General features: G+C 40.8%; 19 protein-coding genes and 1 riboswitch. Of the genes, 10 read left to right on the forward strand and 9 right to left on the reverse strand.

Annotated elements, in window-relative coordinates; all coding sequences use genetic code 11:
- Positions 1-21: 21 nt before the first annotated feature.
- Positions 22-2,136: a TonB-dependent receptor gene (locus AABI99_RS07995; protein ID WP_338365119.1), complete on the reverse strand. Its 2,115-nt coding sequence runs from the start codon at positions 2,134-2,136 to the stop codon at positions 22-24.
- A 157-nt stretch (positions 2,137-2,293) separates the two neighbouring features.
- Between AABI99_RS07995 and AABI99_RS08000 the strand changes: the two genes are divergently transcribed.
- From AABI99_RS08000 to AABI99_RS08030, 7 genes are all read left to right on the forward strand, one after another.
- Positions 2,294-3,286 carry a helix-turn-helix transcriptional regulator gene (locus AABI99_RS08000; protein WP_338365120.1) on the forward strand — a complete coding sequence of 331 codons (993 nt, stop codon included), beginning with the start codon at positions 2,294-2,296 and terminating at the stop codon, positions 3,284-3,286.
- 160 nt (positions 3,287-3,446) lie between these two features.
- Complete coding sequence (locus tag AABI99_RS08005; protein WP_338365121.1) at positions 3,447-4,505, forward strand: S66 peptidase family protein; 1,059 nt, start codon at positions 3,447-3,449, stop codon at positions 4,503-4,505.
- A gap of 67 nt (positions 4,506-4,572) precedes the next feature.
- Positions 4,573-4,753, forward strand: a riboswitch (FMN riboswitch).
- Positions 4,754-4,994: 241 nt separating this feature from the next.
- Positions 4,995-5,648 carry a 3,4-dihydroxy-2-butanone-4-phosphate synthase gene (gene ribB / locus AABI99_RS08010; RefSeq protein ID WP_138612293.1) on the forward strand — a complete coding sequence of 218 codons (654 nt, stop codon included), beginning with the start codon at positions 4,995-4,997 and terminating at the stop codon, positions 5,646-5,648.
- A 189-nt stretch (positions 5,649-5,837) separates the two neighbouring features.
- Positions 5,838-6,329: a cupin domain-containing protein gene (locus AABI99_RS08015; RefSeq protein WP_338365122.1), complete on the forward strand. Its 492-nt coding sequence runs from the start codon at positions 5,838-5,840 to the stop codon at positions 6,327-6,329.
- A gap of 8 nt (positions 6,330-6,337) precedes the next feature.
- Positions 6,338-7,471 (forward strand): L-dopachrome tautomerase-related protein, encoded by a 1,134-nt coding sequence (locus tag AABI99_RS08020; protein ID WP_338365123.1) that lies wholly within the window; start codon positions 6,338-6,340, stop codon positions 7,469-7,471.
- Between the two features lie 189 nt (positions 7,472-7,660).
- Positions 7,661-8,293 carry a glutaredoxin 2 gene (gene grxB / locus AABI99_RS08025; protein WP_338365124.1) on the forward strand — a complete coding sequence of 211 codons (633 nt, stop codon included), beginning with the start codon at positions 7,661-7,663 and terminating at the stop codon, positions 8,291-8,293.
- 183 nt (positions 8,294-8,476) lie between these two features.
- Entirely contained in the window at positions 8,477-9,061 is a 585-nt protein-coding gene (locus AABI99_RS08030; RefSeq protein WP_338365125.1) for a class I SAM-dependent methyltransferase, read from the forward strand.
- A 52-nt stretch (positions 9,062-9,113) separates the two neighbouring features.
- Here the strand turns inward: AABI99_RS08030 and AABI99_RS08035 are convergent, their stop codons facing one another.
- The 3 genes from AABI99_RS08035 to AABI99_RS08045 all read right to left on the reverse strand — a co-directional run bounded on the left by AABI99_RS08035 (position 9,114) and on the right by AABI99_RS08045 (position 11,840).
- The gene (locus AABI99_RS08035; RefSeq protein WP_338365126.1) at positions 9,114-9,767 is read right to left on the reverse strand and encodes a nitroreductase family protein; all 654 of its coding nucleotides are present in this window, start codon (positions 9,765-9,767) and stop codon (positions 9,114-9,116) included.
- A 78-nt stretch (positions 9,768-9,845) separates the two neighbouring features.
- The gene (locus AABI99_RS08040; protein ID WP_338365127.1) at positions 9,846-10,634 is read right to left on the reverse strand and encodes a glycine betaine ABC transporter substrate-binding protein; all 789 of its coding nucleotides are present in this window, start codon (positions 10,632-10,634) and stop codon (positions 9,846-9,848) included.
- Between the two features lie 102 nt (positions 10,635-10,736).
- The gene (locus AABI99_RS08045; protein ID WP_338365128.1) at positions 10,737-11,840 is read right to left on the reverse strand and encodes an L-dopachrome tautomerase-related protein; all 1,104 of its coding nucleotides are present in this window, start codon (positions 11,838-11,840) and stop codon (positions 10,737-10,739) included.
- A 525-nt stretch (positions 11,841-12,365) separates the two neighbouring features.
- On the opposite strand from AABI99_RS08045, the gene AABI99_RS08050 reads away from it, so the two are divergent.
- Both AABI99_RS08050 and AABI99_RS08055 read left to right on the forward strand, forming a co-directional pair.
- The gene (locus AABI99_RS08050; protein ID WP_338365129.1) at positions 12,366-13,301 is read left to right on the forward strand and encodes a LysR family transcriptional regulator; all 936 of its coding nucleotides are present in this window, start codon (positions 12,366-12,368) and stop codon (positions 13,299-13,301) included.
- Between the two features lie 355 nt (positions 13,302-13,656).
- Positions 13,657-13,821: a hypothetical protein gene (locus AABI99_RS08055; protein ID WP_338365130.1), complete on the forward strand. Its 165-nt coding sequence runs from the start codon at positions 13,657-13,659 to the stop codon at positions 13,819-13,821.
- Between the two features lie 45 nt (positions 13,822-13,866).
- On the opposite strand, the gene AABI99_RS08060 is transcribed toward AABI99_RS08055, so the two are convergent.
- The 5 genes from AABI99_RS08060 to AABI99_RS08080 form a co-directional block, all read right to left on the reverse strand.
- The gene (locus tag AABI99_RS08060) at positions 13,867-14,757 is read right to left on the reverse strand and encodes a dienelactone hydrolase family protein (RefSeq protein ID WP_338365131.1); all 891 of its coding nucleotides are present in this window, start codon (positions 14,755-14,757) and stop codon (positions 13,867-13,869) included.
- Between the two features lie 133 nt (positions 14,758-14,890).
- A complete protein-coding gene (locus AABI99_RS08065) occupies positions 14,891-15,058 on the reverse strand; it encodes a hypothetical protein (RefSeq protein WP_338365132.1) in 168 nt (55 codons plus the stop codon).
- Positions 15,059-15,190: 132 nt separating this feature from the next.
- Positions 15,191-16,987 carry a SulP family inorganic anion transporter gene (locus AABI99_RS08070; RefSeq protein ID WP_338365133.1) on the reverse strand — a complete coding sequence of 599 codons (1,797 nt, stop codon included), beginning with the start codon at positions 16,985-16,987 and terminating at the stop codon, positions 15,191-15,193.
- 347 nt (positions 16,988-17,334) lie between these two features.
- Positions 17,335-20,484, reverse strand: a complete 3,150-nt coding sequence (locus AABI99_RS08075; RefSeq protein WP_338365134.1) for an efflux RND transporter permease subunit — start codon at positions 20,482-20,484, stop codon at positions 17,335-17,337.
- Positions 20,481-21,662: an efflux RND transporter periplasmic adaptor subunit gene (locus AABI99_RS08080; RefSeq protein WP_338365135.1), complete on the reverse strand. Its 1,182-nt coding sequence runs from the start codon at positions 21,660-21,662 to the stop codon at positions 20,481-20,483. The genes AABI99_RS08075 and AABI99_RS08080 overlap by 4 nt, the downstream gene beginning before the upstream one ends.
- Positions 21,663-21,831: 169 nt before the next feature.
- Between AABI99_RS08080 and AABI99_RS08085 the strand changes: the two genes are divergently transcribed.
- Positions 21,832-22,095 (forward strand): YkgJ family cysteine cluster protein, encoded by a 264-nt coding sequence (locus AABI99_RS08085; RefSeq protein WP_338365136.1) that lies wholly within the window; start codon positions 21,832-21,834, stop codon positions 22,093-22,095.
- The last annotated feature ends 482 nt before the right edge of the window (positions 22,096-22,577 follow it).

A 22,577-nucleotide genomic window follows, 5' to 3' on the forward strand; every position in this document is an offset into this window, starting at 1 on the left:
CTGTGCTTAATACGAAGGGTATTAAAACTGATAAGCAAAGGTCGCTTTGATATTTCTGCCTGGTTCATAATCGAGTAGGTAGAGCTCGCCAAAGCGAGGATGAAATGAGGTCCCTGTTCGTGATGATTGTGAAGCGTAGTATTCATCAAATAGGTTATCTACGCCAAATACAATATTTATGTGTGGCTGGCTTTGTGGTTGCCAATTGAGTGAGATATTGTGTACCGTAAAGCCGTCTTTCTCGTTATTAAGTGTTGCGCCATCAAGGTCTGCGCCAGCGTCAACATCATCTACATTCATTAACTCCCAGTGTAGGGTTAAATCGACTGCTTTGAATACATAATCGGCACTGACTGTTAAGGTGTCACCTTGTTGGCGGTCTAGCCTTGCACCATCTAGGGTATCGTATTGCTCAAACGCGTCAAGCTCGCTTTCGGCTGATGAGTAAGTTATTTGGCTATTAAAGCCGTTTAATTTGTAGCCTAGATATGCCTCAAAGCCATCAATTTCCATATCACCAATATTGTCTTTAAATGAGCGGCTGGCATAGTCATAAATATAATCGTTTATTGACGTTTTAAAGAATGTTGCCCCTAAAGAAAACTGGTCATTATCTGTAATATGCGTTTGATACGCGAATGAAAACTCTGTGTTGGTGCCTGTTTCGGCTTTAATATCAGGGTTAGCTGTATCGTATAAGCCCGCACCAATAAATACTTCAGCGATTTCTGGTGCCTTAAAAATTTGTGTAGAGCTTAATTTAAAAATCAATTGCTCAGTGGGTGAGTACTCGGCAGCTAAAGCAAACGATGTTTCATTAAATGTATTATCCACTAAGCTTGAGTCAATATCGTAATGTTCGTAACGCACACCAGGAATGATCGCAAAACGCGGGCTAATTGCTATTTTATCTTGAATAAAAAGTGCCGTTGTTGTTGCTTCTTCTGCAGAAATGGCATCATCAACCGTTGTGTAATCAGCATGGTAGTGTGTTTCATGCTTTAGTAAATCTAGGCCGTAAGTAATATCATGCTCAATGTTGTTAGAAATTAACGTGTTGGCTAAAATATTAACCCCTGTGTTTTTGGCTTCACCGGTGATGATACCGGCAGAGCTGGCAAAGCTTTCGTTTTCGGCCCAGCCTAACTCATCACGCCATAATTCACTGGTATTGGAAAATACTGAGGCTTTAAGCATTGAGTCTTCTGACCAATGAAGTGTGTAGTTTAGTGTTAATGTGTCGCGTGTAAACTCTGTAGGCCACAACAGTGGGATCGACAAAGAGTTAGTGATAGCTAAATCGGTGGCTAAGCCCATATCAGGTCGGTAGCTGTAATCACCTTCATCTTTATAGCTTTCGTAGCTAAAGGCAATACGTTGATTATTATTTATATCCCAGCCTAGCTTAATTAGTGCGTCGGTAGTTGTTCCTTCTAAACCTTTTACTTCACCATCGGTGCCGTCAATTTCAACGCCACTGGCATCTTTGATTTTATTGCCACCTACATCATAATTTTTACGATCTACGTAGTTATAGTAGGCTAAAAAGTCAACGTTATCGGCAAGCAAGCCATAACCTGTTAATGAGTAATTGGTGCCAGAGTTATCACCCGCACTGACATGAACACGCCCACCAATTTTTTCATTTGCATTTAGCAGTTCTTGAGCTTGTTTAGTTTCAAACTTGACTGCGCCCCCTAAGCCGCCATTGATAACCGAGTTGGTACCAATTTCGATATCTACTGATTTTAAAATGTCGGCATGGATTTGTAGGTTACCCATATGATGATACATATAGGTATTTTGTGCTGCGCCATCAATACTTATTTTTAAGTCTTTATCATCCATACTACGAATAGTGATTCGTTGGTTTAAAGAGTGGGCTCCACCTACATCGACTCCTGGAATGGTGCGTAATAGGTCAGAAATATGATCCGCTTGTTTATTACTTATATCACCTTCATTAAGGTAAAGTGATGAAGTATTTACGGTTGTACTCCATACAGAAACACGTTCTATTTCATTATCAGCAGTATTGTTTTGCGCTTCATTTGCGTTTGCAGATATAACTGTTGCACTGAGTGCAGAGGCAACAGCGCCAGAAATAATGCGTTTAGAAAAACTAAAAGGGGCCATGCTTATCCTTAATTATTTTTAAATAGTAGAATTATTGCAAATAAGAATTGTTCGCACTATTTTACATGTGTGGTAGTATTTTATGCGGAAAATAATTAAGTAAAATCGCCAATTAATTTTGATTAATCGCCATTAATAACGTGAAAGTGAAAGAGCTATGAAATTAGCATCAAACTTAAACAAAGATAACCTTCATTCGGCACTTGTTTTGCAAGGCTACGATAATCATGTTTTACAACATAATGCGGATCACAAGCCATTATTTGTAGGTGATTTAACATTTGAAAGTGTAGCGCAGGGTATCACTATGCACTGTTGTGATGGTGAAGAAAAACAAGCGGCCAGCAGTACGGTTGCCATTGATGCCGGTATAAGTATTAATATTTTATACAGGGGAACGTTGTGCTTTAGTTTAGGTAAAAGTACTTACCAGCTTAGGGCAGACCCACACAGGCCGTTATTGTTTATTAATACAATTTCAGGCAAAGAGATGTTTACCCGCCATTTAAATAAAAATCAAAAAGTAAAAAAAATTAATGTATCAATTAACAAACAATGGCTTTATTCACGATGTAAAACCGGCGACGATAGAATAAAAATAGACAGAATTTTTGCTCACCCAAGTAGTGTTTTTACGTTTGACTGCGCGGATGAATTAACAGACATTGCAAATCAATTGTTTACATTAAAGTCTAGCCTTATGTTTGAAGATCAACTCAAGGCAGAGCAGTTATCAATCCAACTAATATATAAAAGTTTAATTTTACTACTCAATGAAGCTCGCCAAGCTAAGTCTACACCAATGACCCACTCACAGAGACAATTATTAACAGTGCCCTATAAATGTAAAATAGACAAAGCATTTGAGGATTTAGCTTTATCGCATGGTTGTTTAAGCCAAATTGCAGATTATTTGGGGGTTAGTGTCAGCACGTTGCAGCGCCGAGTTAAAGACAAGTATCAAGTCACGGCGATAGAATACTTAAGAAATAAACGCTTAGATAAAGCGAAGAGCTGGCTTGTTTTAGATGGCAAATCGATAGGTGAAGTCTCTTTCTTACTGGGTTACAGCCATGTTTCTTCATTCACTACCGCATTTAAAAAGCGTTTCGGTGTCACGCCTAATAATTTTAGAAAAACCCATATTTAAGTAATTAAAATCATTTAAACAACCCGTAGACTACACCAAATTTACCTCTTGCATTCATATTGTATAAAGAGTAAACGTGTTGATATAGGTACACATCCACAATACGTGTAGAAGGGGAAACTTTTCACGCACTGGAATTACTTTATCAAAAGGAACACTCATGGCTAATATACATTATCCAGCGCCTTTAAAAGTAGGCTCTAAAATTGCTATTTGCTCGCTTTCGTCGGGCTTAAAAGAAAAATACCATGCACGATTAGATAGAGTGATAGACGGTTTAAAACACCGAGGATACGAAATAGTAGAAGGGGAGTTTTTACGCCAAAATAAACCCCGCGATGAATTAGATGCAAAAGCCCATGCCAAGCAATTGATGGGCTTTTTGCTAGACGATGACGTTGCCGCCATTATGCCACCAATGGGTGGAGAGCTTGCAATGGAAATTTTACCACTACTTGATTTTAACGCCATTAAAGAGGCTAAGCCTAAATGGCTGGTGGGGTTTTCTGATGTGAGTACAATAGCCTGTGCACTTACGGCAAAATGCCAGTGGGCAACACTTCACAGTGCCAACTTAATGCAGCTTCACCCCGATGAAACAAATCCCTATAGTTTACAAATTTTTGAAACCATTACTTACGAGTTGGGAAGTAAATTTGAGCAAGGACCCTCTGTTTCTTATCTAAAGAATAAACCTAATTACGCGCAAAACCCCGATGAATTACTTGCGCCAAGTGAGCCTACCCAGTGGCAGTGCTTAAATTACACCGATGAGCGCACAATAGAGATGTCTGGGCGCTTATTTGGTGGCTGCCTTGATACCGTAGGGCTGTTATTAGATTCACCATTTTTGGCACTCCACGAATTTAAAAAGCACAGTGCAAATGAAGGCCTTATTCTATACCTAGAAAACTCAGAGCTTACCCCAACTACGGTGGCCCGTTTTTTACTTTCGCTCAAACTTGCCGGTGTATTTGATGATATTAACGGCCTTATTTTAGGGCGCAGTGAAATCACACAAAGTCATCACGATGCCTTTGATTACCGCCATGCGCTAGATGTGGCATTGGGTGGGTGCTTGTTTCCGGTAATAATAGATGCTGATATTGGCCATGTGCAGCCAAATTTAAACTTAGTTAATGGCGCAAAATGCTCACTCACGGCCGATATAAATCAAGGAAAAGTGCTTAATGCCTCACTGAACACTGAGCTTATTTAACGTTTATTTTTGAATAACATGGTCATACACGCGTATAATGCACAGGCCGTGAACAGATAAGTTCACGGTACATTCTCAGGGCGGGGTGAAATTCCCCACCGGCGGTATGTTTTACTCATGACTTTATGAATAAAATTAGCCCGCGAGCGCTTTATTTAATAATCGCTTTTAATGTATTAAATAAAGGTCAAGCAGATCTGGTGAGAGGCCAGAGCCGACGGTTATAGTCCGGATGAAAGAGAATATAGCTTGTTGCGTATGCAAACACCTGGCCTGTGGCTGCGTGTTTAATACCAATCTGCAATAATATTTAGCCATTTTGAGAGGCTAAACGTGTCGCTATTAACACGTTTTCCCGCCTTAAAATAGATCACTTAATTATGCGGACTGGTATAAGCTGTTTAGTGGTAAAAGTGTGCAATTTAGTTTGTGTGTTTTGCCATGTCTTTCAGTGTCCTGAATCTATTTATTTTTATGTGGAATATAATAATGATTCAGTCTTTACTTAGCCAATTTGGCGAAAGCCACACCCGCGTAGAAAACGCCATTGCTGCTTTGCAGCAAGGGCAAGGGGTACTTGTTGTTGATGATGAGGACCGCGAAAACGAAGGTGATTTTGTTTTTTCTGCCGAGCATTTAACGACCCAACAAATGGCCGAAATGATCCGCGAAGGCAGCGGTATTGTGTGCCTGTGTATGGGTGATGAGCGCATTAAGCAGCTCGATCTACCGCAAATGGTCACTAACAACACCAGCCAAAATAACACAGCTTACACAGTAACCATTGAAGCTAAACACGGTGTTACAACCGGCGTATCGGCAGCCGACAGAGTCACAACAATTAAAGCCGCCACAGCCGATAACGCAAAACCGAGTGATTTATCGCGCCCAGGGCATGTATTTGGCTTAAAAGCACAAACAGGTGGAGTTTTAGTTCGCCGTGGTCACACCGAGGCGTCTGTAGATTTAATGCAGCTGGCTGGTTTAAAACCGTTTGGGGTTATTTGTGAACTCACAAATCCAGATGGCACCATGGCACGCTTACCACAGATAAGCGAGTATGCTAATAAACACAGCATGACCGTGGTATCGATTGAAGACCTAGTTCAGTACATACAAATGCAAGAACTCAAGGTCAGTTAAGGTTTATTAAGCATGACCTAAGTAAAACCCAGCTTTATTGCTGGGTTTTTGTTTTTCAATAAATAATAAATTACTCGTTTTTATTTGAAAATGTTTCTCTGCTAAGCGGCTTTTTCAAAAATTCTCAGCCTGTAAACTTTGCCTAAATAGTCAGTGCAGCCGCACACAGTTTATTATTTAGGTGAAACTATGAAAATTAACACGCTTTTATTAGCATCTGCTTTAACAAGCAGTGGCGTATGGGCAGCGCAAAGTAAACTTGAACAGCAAATAACGCCTGCACCCCAAATGGGCATAATGGATAGCTATAATCAACACATTACCAACGCCCCTTTTTTACTTAATCTCGACAGCCAACCCAAAGAGCAAATGGGCCCATATTTAACACGCCAATATTTTCATGGTACGCAATCTACGTTTGTAAAATGGATGGCTAAAAAAGGCGGCAAAGTGCCGCTTCATAAACACCCTAATGAACAAGTAACGTGGATTATGTCGGGCGAGGCTAAAGTGTTTTCTGGCGGTAAACAGTATCTTATGAAAGCGGGTGACATGATGGTGATACCGGCCAATGTACCGCACGAATTTCACTTTACCCAAGATACCGTAGACATCGACTTTTTTGCCCCAGCTAGACAAGACTGGATAGACGGCACAGCTAATTACATTAAGCAAAAGTAGGGCAAATTATGTTTTTAAATAAATCTAAATTAGGGCTAAGCGCTATAGCCTTACTATTAAGTGCCTCGGCTTTTGCAAATGACACGGTACCCGCTGAAGTTTACGCACAAACCGACGGTGCTGTGGGCGGTATTACGTACACACAAAACAAGCGCTTTATTTTTAGTTATCACCCCTTTTACAACCCAAAAGTAAAAGTGGGGGAGCTTTTAAAAAGTGGTGAGGTAGTGCCATTTCCTAATGCGCAAATGCAAACCCCTTATAAAAGTGATGGCAGCTTAAAAAATCCCGCTAACTATTTAAATTGGGTATTGGGGGTAAGGGCTGATGATAGAGGTAACGTTTGGATACTCGACTCAGGTCAGGCGCAGCCGCGTATTACGCCAAAGCTGATAGCATGGGATGCGCTAAACAATAAGCTTAATAAAATTATTTATTTACCTCGCCCTATATCGGTTGCTCAATCTCAACTTAATGATTTAGCTATATCAAGCAAATACAATACATTAGTGATTGCAGACGAAGGGATTGCTGATGGCGGAATTGGCAAGCAAGCGGCTCTTATTGTTGTAAATACACAAACAGGTAAAAGCCGACGTGTGCTGCAAGGCCACGAAAGTGCGTTACCCGATTACACAATGCCAATAATGATTGATGAAGGTACAAGTGAAGAAAAGCAGCTAAATGCCTTTATTGGAGCAGATGGCATTGTACTTGATAACGCGCAGCAATGGCTTTACTTTGCTCCGCTTAATAAAAAGTATGTTTACCGTATTAAAATGGCTGATATTGCTAACGAGCAATTAACTGATGAGCAAATAGGTGAGCGGGTAGAGCAATATGCACAAAAACCCGTTAACGGTGGTTTAAGTATTGATGCTGATGATAATTTATATTTAACCATAGTGGGTGAGCGTACTGTGGGCGTTATTGATGCCAAAACACGTACCTACCGTGATTACACGTACGATAAAAACATGATTTGGCCAGATGGGGTAAGCATTGGACCAGAAGGTTACATGTACACCGGCGCTGCACAATTGCCGCTATCGGCACAGCTTAATAACGGCAATGCTCAAAATAAAGCACCTTATTATATATTTAGATTTAAACCCTTGGCTGAGGGTGTAATAGGGCGCTAATTATAGTGTGTAAATTGAGTACATTTTTAAACACGCCTTTATGGCGTGTTTTTTATGATATTTGCTTTTAAGCGCGTGATTATCAATTTTTACAATATAAAGTTTCAACCTAAATGCGGTTTTTCTGCGCTGACTATTTGGGTATCTTACGGGCATAGGTACTTAACCCGCTTTAGGCCTTAATTAATCATGAAATTATACACTTACTCACATTGTCCTTTTTGTGCGCGTGTTAAATATGTAGCAGGTAAATTAGGTATTAAGCTTGAAGATGTTGTCCTTGATTACGACGACATTGAAACGCCAATAAAACTAATTGGTAAAAAAATGGTGCCTATTCTTGAAAAAGACGACGGCACTATTATGAGTGAAAGCAACGATATCATTAGCTTGTTTATTGAACTTGCTGGCTCTAATGAGACAAAGAAACCAACAAAGGGCGCTATTGAGTGGCAAGGTGGCTCGTTTGCGCCTTTATTGCAAATTGGTTTGCCGCGCTGGCCATTATTGGATTTACAAGAGTTTAAAACAGAGTCTAGCCGTATAGCGTGGGAAGATAACAAGCAACCGACAGAGCTTAACTTTGTTCAATTAATTGAAGATACGGCCAACATAGTATTACAAGTAAATGAGTTTTTAATTGGCACCGAAAAACAGCTCAATATTAATAATGGTAAAACGTCATTAAGTTTGCTTGATAGCGCAATTTATTACTCTATATTACGCGGCTTATATTGCGAGCCAACCATTATATGGCCAGAGCAATTAAACCAATGGATGCATAATCAGGCACTTGAGTCAGGTGTGCCATTAGTTAAGTAAATAACCGTTTTTACAGCCAGTGCGACTCCCTTCGTATTGTCTTCTTTAGGCCAGTGATCCCGTCACTGGCTTTTTTTATTTAATCTTCTTTGTATTTACTCTCCAGGTTATTAGTGAAATTATTAAGCAACTAAAGCGCAATCTATACATGCTTGTGTAAACAAACTTAGCTTAGGAGTAATTATGTGGGATGAACGCTATAACACTCAGCAATATGCTTATGGCAAACAGCCAAACGATTTTTTAGCTCAGCAATATCATCAATTACCTAAAGGCAAGATTATAAGTTTGGCCGAAGGCGAAGGGCGAAATGCCGTATTTTTAGCAAAAATGGGCTACAGCGTGACCGCGGTTGATGGCTCAAAAGTAGGGCTTGAAAAAGCGGCAAAACTTGCCAAAGAGCACAATGTAAATATTGAGCTAGTACACGCCGATTTAGCGAAGTTTGATTTTGGAAAAGAAAAATGGGATGCAGTAGTGTCTATTTATTGCCCTTTACCAGGTGCCGTGCGTTCAGCGGTATATAAGCGCGCTGTTAAAGGTTTAAAGCCAGGTGGGGTGTTTTTACTTGAGGCCTATACGCCTGAGCAAGTAAATTATAATACCGGAGGCGGCCCAAGTGTCGATACTAAAACCTCAAAAAGTGATTTAGAAGGTGATCTAACAGAGCTTAGCTTTTTACATTTAGAAGAATTAAAGCGAGAAGTGTTGGAGGGCATATATCACACGGGTTTAGCAGCGGTAGTGCAGGCTATTGCTAAAAAATAACGTGTATATAAAAGCTTAGTGCTAATTGGCACTAAGCTTTTTCAATAGGTTTTTATAAAACCTGAATAACTTGCTCTTTTGCTAAGCGAGATTTAGGTAACTTAGCGTTATAATCTTCAGTGTCATCATGGTAGCCAAGTACTAACGCTACATCACAAATATAGCCATCGAGCTCTTCTTTAAACACTTCACCAATAAGCTGTGCATCTACACCTTCCATTGGCGTTGAATCAATACCTAAACGGGCTGCAGCGTGCATTGTGTTACCCAGGGCAATGTAAGTTTGCGCTTTGGTCCACATCGCATTGTTACCTTGCTCATCTGTATTCATATCAACAAAAGCAAACGCGCCAAATGCTTGCTCGCGGTTTTCACTTTGAGTACGGCCATTTTTAATATCTGCATCAATTACTTGTGCGTAGTCTTCACGTTTATATTTAGGGTTGTAAGCAAATAAAATAACGTGCGATGCGGTTTTAATATGTGGCTGATTAAATTGAAACTTATTAGCAAACGTAGAGTGCATACGCTCTTTGGCTTCATCCGATTCAATAACAATAAATTTCCAAGGCTGTGAGTTAATTGACGATGGAGAAAGGCGCATAGCTTCGTAAATTACATCTAAGTCATCTTGTGCAATACGCTGGGTTGTGTAGCGTTTAGTTGTATAGCGTTTTTCTAAATCATTAATAATTGGATGGGTCATGGTTATCTCCGTTAAGTGGCTAACTAAGCTGAATATTATTTATATTGCGCCTTTTTAAAAAAAACAAAGCATAAATTACTATTTAATTGGATTGTTATTAAGCCAATTACACGTTACCTCATCGAGGGGTTGTAAATCTTTACATACTTTATAATCAAGCTCGGCAATTATGTCATTTGAAAAGCGTAATTTATCAAGGGTGTTTAACTGTGCTTGGTTAAATAGCGCTTGTTTATCTTCTCGTAGAAGTAAAACAGCTCTATCAACACTGCCTAGTAAGCCTTTTGGTTCTTTAAGCTCACGTATTGTGTGCTTGTAATGCAAAAATTGTGGCTTCCATAATGGCACTACACACCAGCTTTGGGTGGCAACTGCGCTTTCAAACGCGCTAAAACAGTCATTTTCTGTGCCGGTTAAAAATTCATACCCTGCGCTCGCCAGCCCATATTCTTTCATCATATTAATAGAAAAACGGGTAATACCAGCACCGGCATTGATGCCCTGAATTGTTTTTTGCATTTTCGAAAGCACAGCTGGTTTAAGCAAATCACTAATTTCGCTCACTGCACTTTGCGGTACGTAATCTGGTACGCCCCAGTGTGCATAAGGCGCATAATGTAAACCAAGCTCAACAAGTGGCATAACTTGTTCAACATCTGCTTTATAAATACCGTGGCTTGAAGGCAGCCACGCTGAGGCAAGTAAATCGACTACACCCGATTTAAGGTTTTTAAAGTTATCTTGATGCGGCGCATAAACACGATCAACGTTGAAGCCCATATCAGTTAAAACGTGGCTCACTAAAGAGGCCGTAACATGGTGAAACGATAAATCGGTTACGCCTAATTTTAAAATTGGTTTACGCATAGGGTCTGCCTTATTTAAGTTGAACTAGAGCAAATATGTTGAAATATTTCGTTGGTAAAACCTTTAACGAGCCAGTACAAAAACTGGCTCTTAGGCACTTTTTTACTGATTAAAGCGAAAACGCGTTAATACGTATGGCGGTTTTGCATTACCAAAGCCTTGGCTAAAAGCAGGGTGCTGGTGGAGCTGATCTTGTGTTACATAAATCCAACCATTGCTCACTGCTAGGCTATCAGGCCATGATAATCGTTTGTCTTGAACAATTATTTCGTAGTGGCCTTTAGTCGTTAAGCCAATGGCATTGTTTTCAAGATCGGTTACTAAAATACCGCCACCTGGCGCGTAGGTCATGCCATCGCTTGGGTTTTTAGGTCCAAACACTTCAATGCTTTTTGCTTTTTTAGCATCTGAATACGTGCTATCAGCAAGCGTTTTTGCTGGAATACGGTAAACACTTGTGCCTGTAAATGCTCCAAAGTAGACCCACTCATTTTTATCATCAATGGTAATTGGGTTTAAACCAAAACGTAGGTTTGTTGTTTCACCTTTTGCTGATTTAGACGCAACAGGAGAGGCTTCGATGACAATATCGCGCTCCTCTGGCATTAGCTTAGCATTGCCTTCTAGTACGCGCGTTGATTCACCAGTTTTTAAGTCAACCACAATAAACGCAGGTTTAGTGGCGCCCATAAAGTTACCAAAAGACATATCGGCAATGTAAATTTTGTCGTTACGCTCATCAATTACAAAGTCTTGTAAAAATGAGTTAGCAAGTACGGCGTCTTTATTTAATTCAATTGTATTAACTAAGGTATTGGCAACGCTGTCCCAGGCTATAAGTTTTGGGGCTACTTGCTCGCTGCCCATGTCTAAAATCCACACCACACCTTTGCTGTCGCTATGCACGCCAATGACGGCTGCAAGGCCAACTTCGCCAAGCTCGGGGCCGTCTGCCCAATCGGCGGTAGGGAAAGGTTGCTCAGCACCATTTGCCATAATTTCAACTACGCGGGTTTTTGGTGCGTCAAGCGGATGCATGCTTACAATCATTCGTCCTGCAGGTGTTATAGTGATGCCTGCACCACGATATTTATTAAACGTAGTGACTGTTTCAAGAGGGCCGACCTCTGCTGCATTTACGCTTGAAAAAGTACTTGCTACTAGTGAAAGTGTTGCTATTGCTAAGGTGGTTTTTAATCGTTTCATACTGTGATACCCGTTATGCTAAAAATAGAGTAAAGCGATTTAAATAGCCTAAAAGCCATCGCTTTCGTTGAGGTGAATAATAGGTAAAAGTTTATGCTTAATAAACAGGGTAATAATTGAATCTTTATCAAATAATATTAGTTAATTGGTGAGGAGCGCTTACTCTAAATAAATTTGCTTTAAAAATATACTGCTAATGCCTAGTAAGCTTGGGTTTACAGGTACACATATAGTTAAAAGCGTTTAATAATAGAAGTGGTTTTAAGCCCCGTTGAGAGCAAGCAAGCTAATATAGTGTTACTAAAGATTGTCCTAATTTAATAAATAGTGGCTAGTGACTAACTGATGGGTACAGTGTAATATTTGCCTTTATATTGATAAACCGCGCAATAGCTAAGCATTGTCACATATAAAAAGACAATAAATCGCTTTTTGGTTGCTCAATACACTGTAAGCAAGCCTAAGGCGCTTAATTTTGCCAAAAATAATAATTAAATTATTAAGTTGATAATGGATTAATACGCAATGCTTTTAGAAGACTTACAGGTAATTTTAAAAGTGGCAGAGTTTAAAAGTATTACTGCTGCAGCATCAAATTTAGATATGCGCACCGCCACAGCAAGTGCTGCTGTAAAAAGGGTAGAGCAGGCTTTAGGTTTTGAATTATTTATACGCACTACTCGTCATTTAAGGCTTTCTGCAGCCGGCGAGCGTTACATTCCGCAATGCCAACAAGCAATAGCGATGCTCGAACAAGCCAAAAATACACTTAAAAGCGATGACGATATAATTGATGGCGAGTTGCGTATTGCACTTTCTTCTGATTTAGGGCGCAACATTGTGATCCCATGGCTTGACGAGTTTATGCACACTCACACCCAGCTCAGCTTGCGCGCCAATATTAGCGACAGTAATATCGACTTTTATCGTGACTCGGTCGACATTGCACTGCGTTATGGTAAACCTAACGATGCCAGCATGTACGGTTTTAAAATTTGCGACGTACCGCGTATTTTATGCGCAGCACAAAGCTACCTTGATACACACGGCACGCCTGTTCATCCACATGATTTAACTGAACATAAAGGGCTGTTTTATCAACTGCAAGATATAATTAAAGATGTATGGGTATTTAGTAATGGCAGCGAAGAGTTTAAAGTAAAATTGCACGGTGGCCATGCGGCTAACGATGGCGATTTAGTAAGGCGTTGGTGTGTGTCGGGCAAGGGGCTTGCGGTTAAATCGTGCTTAGATATGTCTAATGATTTACTTGCCGGTAATGTTGTAAGTGTTATGCAAGAGTATAAACCCACACCAACAGAGCTATGGTTAGTATGCCCAAGCAGGCAGTCAATCACCCCTGCAGTGCGCTTACTTCGTGATGCCTTTAGAGAAAAAAGCACCCTCATTTTAAAAGCCCTTATCGCAAAAGGGATTATTGACGAAAGCGTATTAAATTAACTGGTAAACAATTCTGCAAGTAGATGATATTAGGGTATTTGTGCCATGTAAAAACTATCAGCTATTGTGCGACTTTTATCAGTCGCTGGGCTTTAATGTTGAGCAGGCATCAGCTGATTTAAGTATTGCAACATCAGGTGAATGTAGCTTGTTTTTATACCAATCGTGTTAAGTTATTAGGCATTTATAGCGACAGATAAATAGCGTGATAACAAGGCATAAATATCGACATGTAGTTGTTCTACATGAGAAATTTATAACGCTGTTAGCGCTCTATTTAGCACGCTAGAATGATTAAATATTTAAGTCGATTGGTATTAAACGCTACTACAACAAAGAACTTGCTGAAAATTTAATGCTGCAAGTATGCGTGTTAAACATACACGAAGCCTTTAACACCATAAGTAAATTAACTCACTTTGATATTCGCTTTGAAGGGATAAAACAAGAGCCGTGGGGGAAAGAGATTTATTTATGGGGACCCACTGGTGAGCTTTTACACATTACACAGCTCAATTAACTTAAAAAATGCCACTCATTTTAAGCTGGCGGCATTATCTTATTATTAACTTAGCTTTTCATTAAAAAACGCTAAGGTACGCTGCCAAGCAAGTTCTGCTTTTTGCCCATCATAACGCCCAGTAGAGTCGTTATGAAAACCATGATTAGCGCCTGCGTACATATGCATAATGTACTCAACATTGTTAGCTTTTAAGCTCTTTTCATAATCAGGCCATGTCGCGTTAACACGTTTATCAAGCTCAGCTAATTGAATCATTAAAGGCGCTTTTATATTTTTGTGAAGTGACTCACTGGCAGGAGTGCCATAAAAGGGCACGCCAGCGCTGAGTAAGTCACTCTCAACCGCCGCTAAGTAATTAACAATATAACCGCCAAAACAAAAACCTACAGCCCCTAGCTTGCCATTACTATTTGAATGATTTTTTAAAAAGTGAGCCCCAGCTACAAAGTCGTTTTGAATTTTAGCTCTGTCCATGGCTTTTTGCATTGCACGGCCCTCGTCGTCATTACCTGGGTAGCCTCCCAGCGGGAAGAGTGCATCGGGGGCAAAGGCAATAAAGCCTTTTTTGGCTAAGCGCCTAGCTACATCTTTAATATAAGGGTTTAACCCCCGGTTTTCGTGAATCACTAATACAACCGGTAATTTACCTTCAATTTTGCTAGGCACTGCTAAGTAACCTTTGCCTTTACCATGCCCGTTTGGTGAGTCAAATTCTTCGTAGGTGGCTTTAATATCGTCATCATTAAACGATACTTGCTCTGCAAAGGCGTAGTTAGGTAGCAGGGCACTGGTTAGTACGCTCATTGAAAAACCAAGAGCGGCTAAACCGCCAAGTTTTTTCATAAATGTTCGTCGGTCCATTAAACCGTGGGCGTATTCGTCGTACCAATCAAAGGCTTCTTGGGGGATATGATCTGATTGCGGGGTATTCATGGCTGCTCCTTCCATTATTATTAGTTATGTATTGTTATTTACTACCATAACGTATTAGGAGTAAAAAACGAGCAGTTTATATTTTTATTTATCGAACCTTTTTTAATGCATAAATTAGGTATTGAGTTTTAACTTACCTACCTGATAACCCTTTATCTACGCCTATTAAAAAATCAAGCCCCACAAACGCGAACGATATTGCAATGGCGCCTAAAAGCATTAAGTTACGGTTATTCTTTTTGTAGCCAATGGTAGTTAACACGGCAAAAGCAATAAATAGAATAATTTGTACGAGAGGCATAGTTACATCCTTTTATGTGTGGGATTCCATATAAGTGCCTATCCTACCAGCTTAAAATAATTTAAACAATTGATTCAAAATAAAAAGCTCGGAAAACTCCGAGCTTTTTAAGTCAGTGACTCAAGTGCCTTATTACGCCATAGCGTCGTTGGCTACGGGGTATTTAGGGTCTTCAACAATGTTAATCTCAACCAAATCACCGGCTTTTTGTAATAACTTAGCTGACTCTGGGCTCAAATGGCGTAAATACAAGGTTTTGTTTAATGCTTTATAACGCTCGCTTAAGCTATGTATGGCCTCAATACTTGATTGATCACACACTTTGGCATTGGCAAAATCTATACACACTTTTTTTGGGTCGTTATGTGGGTTAAACCCTTCTTTAAACGAGGTAATTGAGCCAAAAAATAGATTACCCGTTACTTGATAGGTTTTATCGTTTTGCGATTCATCACTGCATTTAATACGAATTTCTTTTGCTGAGTTCCATGCATAAACCAAGGCAGAAATAACAATGCCTATGCCTACCGCTACGGCTAAATCAAGCAATACGGTAACGGTTGATACCACAATAATGATAAATATTTCAGACTTTGGAACGCGGCCAAATAAGCGCAAAGATGACCATTCAAAGGTTGCAATAACCACCATAAACATTACGCCAATTAATGATGCTACAGGGATCACTTCAATCAAGCTTGGGAAAAACAATATAAATACAAGCATAAATAGTGCGGTAGCAATGCCCGCTGCACGGCCACGGCCACCTGAGTTTAAACAAACCATGCTTTGGCCAATCATGGCGCAGCCACACATGCCGCCAAATAACCCACTTAAAATATTGCCTGAACCTTGCGCTACCGACTCGCGATTACCTTGGCCACGGGTTTGTGTTATTTCATCAATAAGCGAAAGGGTCATAAGGGTTTCTATTAGCCCTACAGATGACAAAATAAGCGCAAGCATCAGTACGGTAATAAGTGCGTCGAGCGAGTCGCTATTGGTTAAATCCCAGCTAATTTGCGGAAAGTGAAAACTTGGTAGTGCCCCTTTTAAGCTACCATCAAGTGGGTCGATGGTGTCTTTTAAGCCCTCCGCTACCTTTTGCGCTTCGTTTTCTTGCCATTTAGCCGTTATTTGTGCATCGGTTGGGCGCTCAAGCGCAATATTTTGCGCCACTTCGCTGTATTGTCCATGAGGGATTTGATTTTTTATAGCTGCAAAGTTTTCGGTTATGATTTCTTTTTCAATCATTGAAGTACGCTGCGTGTGCACAACATCACTAACAAGTTTTGACTCAAGCGGGGTAAATGTAACCAGCGCCGTGCATACTGCTATTGCAGCAAGGGGCGCAGGAATTGCTTTAGTAAAGCGCGGTAAAAAATACACAATCGCCATCGTTAGCGCAATTAGCCCCATCATAGTTAACATTGCAGGGCTAGTTAGCTGCATCCAATCGCCTGCATAGGTAAACATATCGTGTTGTTTATCGTATACCACATGTGTGTTTTCTTTAAATTGGCCAAACTGCGCCATACCAATCACAATTGCTAAGCCATTTACAAAGCCAAGCATTACAGGGTGAGGTAACAGCCGAATAAATTTGCCCATTTTAAACGCGCCAAACACAACTTGCAGTATGCCGGTTAACACCACGGCGGCTAATAAATACTCGAGGCCAAACATAATAATAAAGGCGGTAGTCACTACCGCCATAGAGCCAGCAGCACCGGATATCATACCAGGGCGGCCACCAAACACGGCGGTAATAAAACCCACAAAAAATGAGCCGTATAAGCCCATCATTGGATCAATTCCCGCTACAAAGGTAAACGCAACGGCTTCGGGAATGAGCGTTAGCACAGCCGTTAAGCCGGCTAATACATCATTTTTTAAATTAGCGCTGCGTTTGCTTATTAAATCAAACATAGGGTTCCTTAGGGTGCATAAATAAACTAGATGCCATAGCGCTTTAAGCGAATAGCTGCATGTTTAGGTGTTTTAAATTTACGTGTATCACAGAGCTAAGTGGAGGGCACTTAACTGACAAGCGGCTCAAAACCATTGCGGTGTGAGCTAATGCTAAGCAATAAAATTATAATGCGTTAGCGATGCTTTAAATTAAGGACGCATAATACGCTGATATAATTAAAATAATTATCCATAATTTATTTGAAACACTTTATAAAAGTTCTTAATAATGACGGGCAATGTACTGGTAAATAAAAAGCTCGGCGTACTAGGCCGAGCTTTTTTTGGTTGGGGTTGAAGATGACTTAGTTTTGTGTAGGTGTTGGTTGAGCACTTACTGATTGTGATTTACCGCGTAGTTTACGACTCAGGCGCTTAGCATCTTCGAGTGCAACATACTGGCAAGGTATAAGTATTAACGTAATTACAGTGGCAAATAGCACACCAAAGGCCAGCGATACCGCCATAGGAATCACTATTTTAGCCTGTAAGCTGGTTTCCATAATAATCGGCATTACCCCAATAAAGGTGGTGATTGAGGTAAGTAAAATGGCTCTGAAACGCTTTGCACCGGCTTGCATTACAGCCTGTTTAATAGCCATGCCTTCGGCGCGGGCTTTGTTTACAAAATCAACCATTACGAGGGAGTCATTTACTACTATGCCCGCTACGGCAATAATGCCAAACATAGACAGCCCGCTCATGGTCATGCCTAATATTACGTGACCAAACATGGCACCTACTACACCAAATGGAATAACCGACATAATAATAAGCGGCTGCGAATAAGAGCGAAGCGGAATAGCCAATAAAGCAAATATAATCATTAACGAAATAATAAAATCACGAAATTGTTCATCAGCGCTATCCATTTCCTCTTGTACGCGCCCAGCAACATTACTTTTAACGCCCGGGTAGCTTTTTAGCAATGCAGGTAAATAGTTATCGCGAATTTCTTGCGCAATGGCGAACGGCTCAACTTGGTCTGTATTGACTGCTGCCCACACATTAACGGTACGGTTTGAGTTTTCGCGGCGAATACGGTTTACACCGTCAACAAGCCTCACCTCAGCAACTTCGCTCAGTGGTACTTCCACACCGCTTGGCGTAATAATACGTACATTTTGAATGTTGCTAATTGAGTTACGCTCGCTTTGTGGGTAGCGTATCATCACTTTAATTTCTTCACCTTCGCGTAAAATACGCTGTGCTTCTAATCCGTAGTAACTAAAGCTTACTTGCGATGCTACATCGGCAAGGGTTAGCCCCATGCTGTAGGCCAGTGGTTTTAAATCTAGCTGTACTTCGTCGGTGGCACTTTGCAGTGAGTCGTTTACATCGCCTACACCTTCCATGCTTTGTAGTTTAGCTTTTAATTTACCGGCCACTTCTTTTAGATCATCAGCATCTTTGCCTTGCAGTCTAAAACTAACGTCGCCGTCATCGCGTCCGCCACTAAAAATATTATCTTGAATATTGAGCGTTTTTAATCCTGGCAGCGGGGGCATTTGCTCACGCCACAGGGTACTGAGTGCAAAGGTGTCGATAGGGCGCAAATGTGGCTCAACTAAAATAGCCATAATGCTTGCCTCTGTACGTCCTCGTAGGCTTACCGATAAATCGCGGATCATGCTTTGGCCGTATTGCTCTTCAAGTTCTTTATCTACTTTGAGTAAAACGTCTTCTATTTTACGGGCAGTTTCAAGGGTTGCCTGCTCCGAAGAGGCCAAGTTCATTTCAAGGGTAATGCGTGGGAAGTCATGCGGTATTTTAGGGTTAGGCACAAACTTAACTAAGCCGCCTGCAAACATTCCTGCGCTCACTATTAATATACATACAAAGCCAATAATCACGGTATAACGATAATGTATACAATGGCCTATAAACGGTGTGTAATAGTGTTGTACAAAGTGTTTCAACCCGCTATCAACCACATTACGCAGTTTATGTAATGGGTTTTTAGGATTAGGTTTACGGGGATTCATCGCTGCTATATGCGCAGGCAATATCAGCTTTGATTCAATCAGTGAAAAAATCAAACATAAAATAATAACCACACCAATGGCTTTAGAAAACGCAGCGCCTGGGCCCGATGCCATAGCTTGCGGTAAAAACGCTGCAATAGTGGTTAGCACCCCAAAAGTGGCAGGCATTGCAACGCGTTTAACACCACGAATAACGTTATCAAGACTATGGCCGTGTTTTTCTATTTCGGCACTCGCTGACTCCCCTACGACTATGGCATCGTCGACCACAATGCCAAGTACAATAATAAAGGCAAATAACGACACCATGTTGATGGTGATGTCTAAAAAGCCGACTGGCATAAATAAAAAGGCACCTAAAAAAGATACCGGTAAGCCCATCATTACCCAAAACGCTAAACGCAGCGGTAAAAATAGCGCTAGCACTATCATGACTAAAATACCGCCCCATACCATGTTGTCGATCATCATATCGAGACGACCTTCAAGGTAGTAAGTTAAATCAACAATAGGTGAGAGCTTTAAGCCTTGTGGAAGTTTTGACTGTTTTTCGGCCATGTAGCCTTTAAGAATTTTAGCTACATCGGTAATGTCTTGATCTTTTGAGGCATCTACTTCAAACGAAAGTGAGTTTTTACCGTTATATTTAGAGTAAAGTAGACCTTCTTCAAAGCCATCGTTAATCGTCGCTACATCGCCTAAATAAATTTGTGCACCATCGCCAAGCGTTATAAGCGGCAGTTTTGCAAATTCGCCACCACGGTATGCCTGCTTTTCAACGCGCATTGAGATATAGCCTGTATCAGAGCGAATTTGCCCTGCAGACATATTGGTAGAAAAGCTTTGTACCGCGTTTGAAACATCTCTAAAAGTGAGGCCGTATTCACGCAGTTTGTCAGGGCTTATCTCTATGCTTATTTCGTAATCTAGGCCACTGTAAAAATCAACTAAGTTAACGCCAGGTAAGGCGAGTAGTTCATCTTTTATGTCGTTACCTAGCTCCTTAAGCTGGTAATAACTCATGTCGCCATAAAGCGCGAGGATCATAACTTCTTGCTGAAATTTTTCACGCTGAACGACTGGGCGCTCCATTCCGGCAGGAAAGGTATTAATAGAATCTACTTGTGCTTTTATTTCATCTAGGGCTTCTTGTAGGTCGTATTTTTCTTCTATTTCTATCCATGCTTGAGAATAACCTCGATTAGAGTAAGTAATTAAACGTTTTATACCCTCAGTCCCTTCAAGGTTTTCTTCTATTTTTATGGTTATACCTTCTTCAACCTCTTGCGGGGCGGCGCCAGGATATACCGCTTGAATACTCACCCAGTTACTTTCAAATTGCGGAAATGCTTGCTTACGAATAGTGAGCGCTGTTAATAGCCCGCCAACTAGAATAAAAATCATAATAAGGTTTGCCGCAACTGGGTTACGTGCAAACCAAGCAATTAAGCCTTTTTCTGAGGTACTCATGGCGTATCCTCTTTAAGTGCTAATTGGGTTACATCGCTGTTAGGTTCAGCACCTTCAAGTTTAACTGCCATGCCCTCTGTTGGGTACTCAAGGGCTGAGGTAATAAGTTGCTCGCCACTGCTTAAGCCTTGGTCGGCAATCACCATACCGTTTTGTTCACGTACAATATTAAGGGTTTTAAAGCTGAGGGTGTGATCCTCGTTTAAAATAGCAATTTTGTTATTTTTAACTAAATGGTGCGGCACAATAATCGCGTTATCCAATGCGCGGCCTTCAATGGTGGCGTTAATGTACGAACCAAAACGCAGTGGTTTGGTGTTATCAGCGTAAGGGGTAGGTAATTGCGCAACTAAGTAACTCATGCGGCTAGCCTGATCAACAACGCCTTCACTACGGACCACTTTGGCTTGCCAAGTAGTTTGCTTACCGGCAAATTTTGCGTTTAGTGTTACCAGAGAGCCAATACCGCCATTGTTGAGGTATTGCAGCTCTTTATCAGCAACCGGCAAACGTACCTCTGCAACCGAGGTCGCGCTCAGCTCTCCAAACTTACTGCCTGCACTCACCACCGAGCCTAAGCTAATAGTGCGCTCGTTAATAATGGCATCATAGGGGGCTCTAATGTAGGTGCGTTCTAAGTTACGTTTAGTGCGTTTTACACGGGCTTGAGCAGATTTAAAATTTGCCATTTTTTCGGCAAGTTGTGGTTTACGTAAATAAAGCTCTGATGCAATTGCATCGCCTGAGTCTGATTTAATACGTTCCCATTCAGCTTTAGCAACATGAGCTTGCGCGCGTTCTATTTCAAGCGCCGAACTTGCTTGTGCAAGGCCTGCTTGTGCCTCAATTAAGTCAGCTTCGTAATCATTTGGATCAATTCGTGCTAAAATGTCGCCTTGCTTAACAAATGCGCCTTCAACAAATTGTTCGGCTACTGAAATAACTTGCCCGCTTACTTGTGCAACCAGCTCAGTACGGTCTTTAGGTTTTACAACGCCGTACGATTTTACATCAAGTGTTATTGCATCAATGTTTACGTTTTGCGCAGCAACAAGTGGGCGAGTGTCTTGCTCTGGTTTTTCTTCTGGTGGCGCTTTCATTGATGAAAGGCCAATTGCCAGTGCAATTCCGGCAGCTAAAACTGCGACAGGTAATAAAATTTGTTTTTTAGTAGCCACAAGGCATTCCTTCATATATTTGGTGACAAGCCAATAATACGCAATAAAGTGTTTACAAGGCGTTTGAAGATGTAACAAAGCATTACATATGTATATGACAGAGAAATAATGGGCTAGTCAGGGCGTAAATTTAAATACAAAAGCAAAGCTTTATCTAACAGAGGTGGTTATGAAAACAGAGCCTATGGCATGTCGTTTAGGCTGCGGTGCGTGCTGCATTGCACCAAGTATTAGTTCTCCAATTCCAGGGATGCCAAACGGTAAAAAAGCCGGAGAGCGTTGTATTCAGCTAGATGAGCGTAATTTATGTAAATTATTTGGCGATGAAAGCCGCCCTAAAGTATGTAGTGATTTTAGCGCCACACGCGATGTGTGTGGGTCAACTAATGCAGAGGCTCTAGCGCTAATAACCGAGCTTGAGCAATTAACCTAGCTGACGAGGTTAATACACATATATTTACATTTAACTGTTACCGAGTAATCTTTTAAGTAATTAAAAGCTGCGCATTTCACGCGAGCAAGTTCAGCGCCTACCGCAAATGTGCAGATATACAGTTATCTTAAACATGAAGCTTGCTTACGTGACAGGCAAAGCCTGCAAAAGTGATTTATTCATAAAGAGGGTAAGAGGCGCCGCGCTTTTCGAGGAAGAGATTAGCTTTAAGTAATAGTTGGTTTGTGTTTTCTCATTTACTCCTCATTCGCTTCTCTTTGTGCAACTTTTTAGCTTTGCTATCTATAAAAGCGCGCTGCTTTTTTTGGCTTAATACCATAAAGTGAATAACTCACAAAGAGGTTAAGAGGCGCTGTGCTTTTAGAGGGAGAGATCAACTTTAAATAATAGTTGGTTTGGTAATTTCCTCATTTACTCCTCATTCGCTTCTCTTTGTGCAACTTTTTAGCTTTGCTATATAT

Source organism: uncultured Pseudoalteromonas sp. (assembly GCF_963922945.1).
In the GTDB taxonomy this organism is placed as follows: Bacteria; Pseudomonadota; Gammaproteobacteria; order Enterobacterales; family Alteromonadaceae; genus Pseudoalteromonas.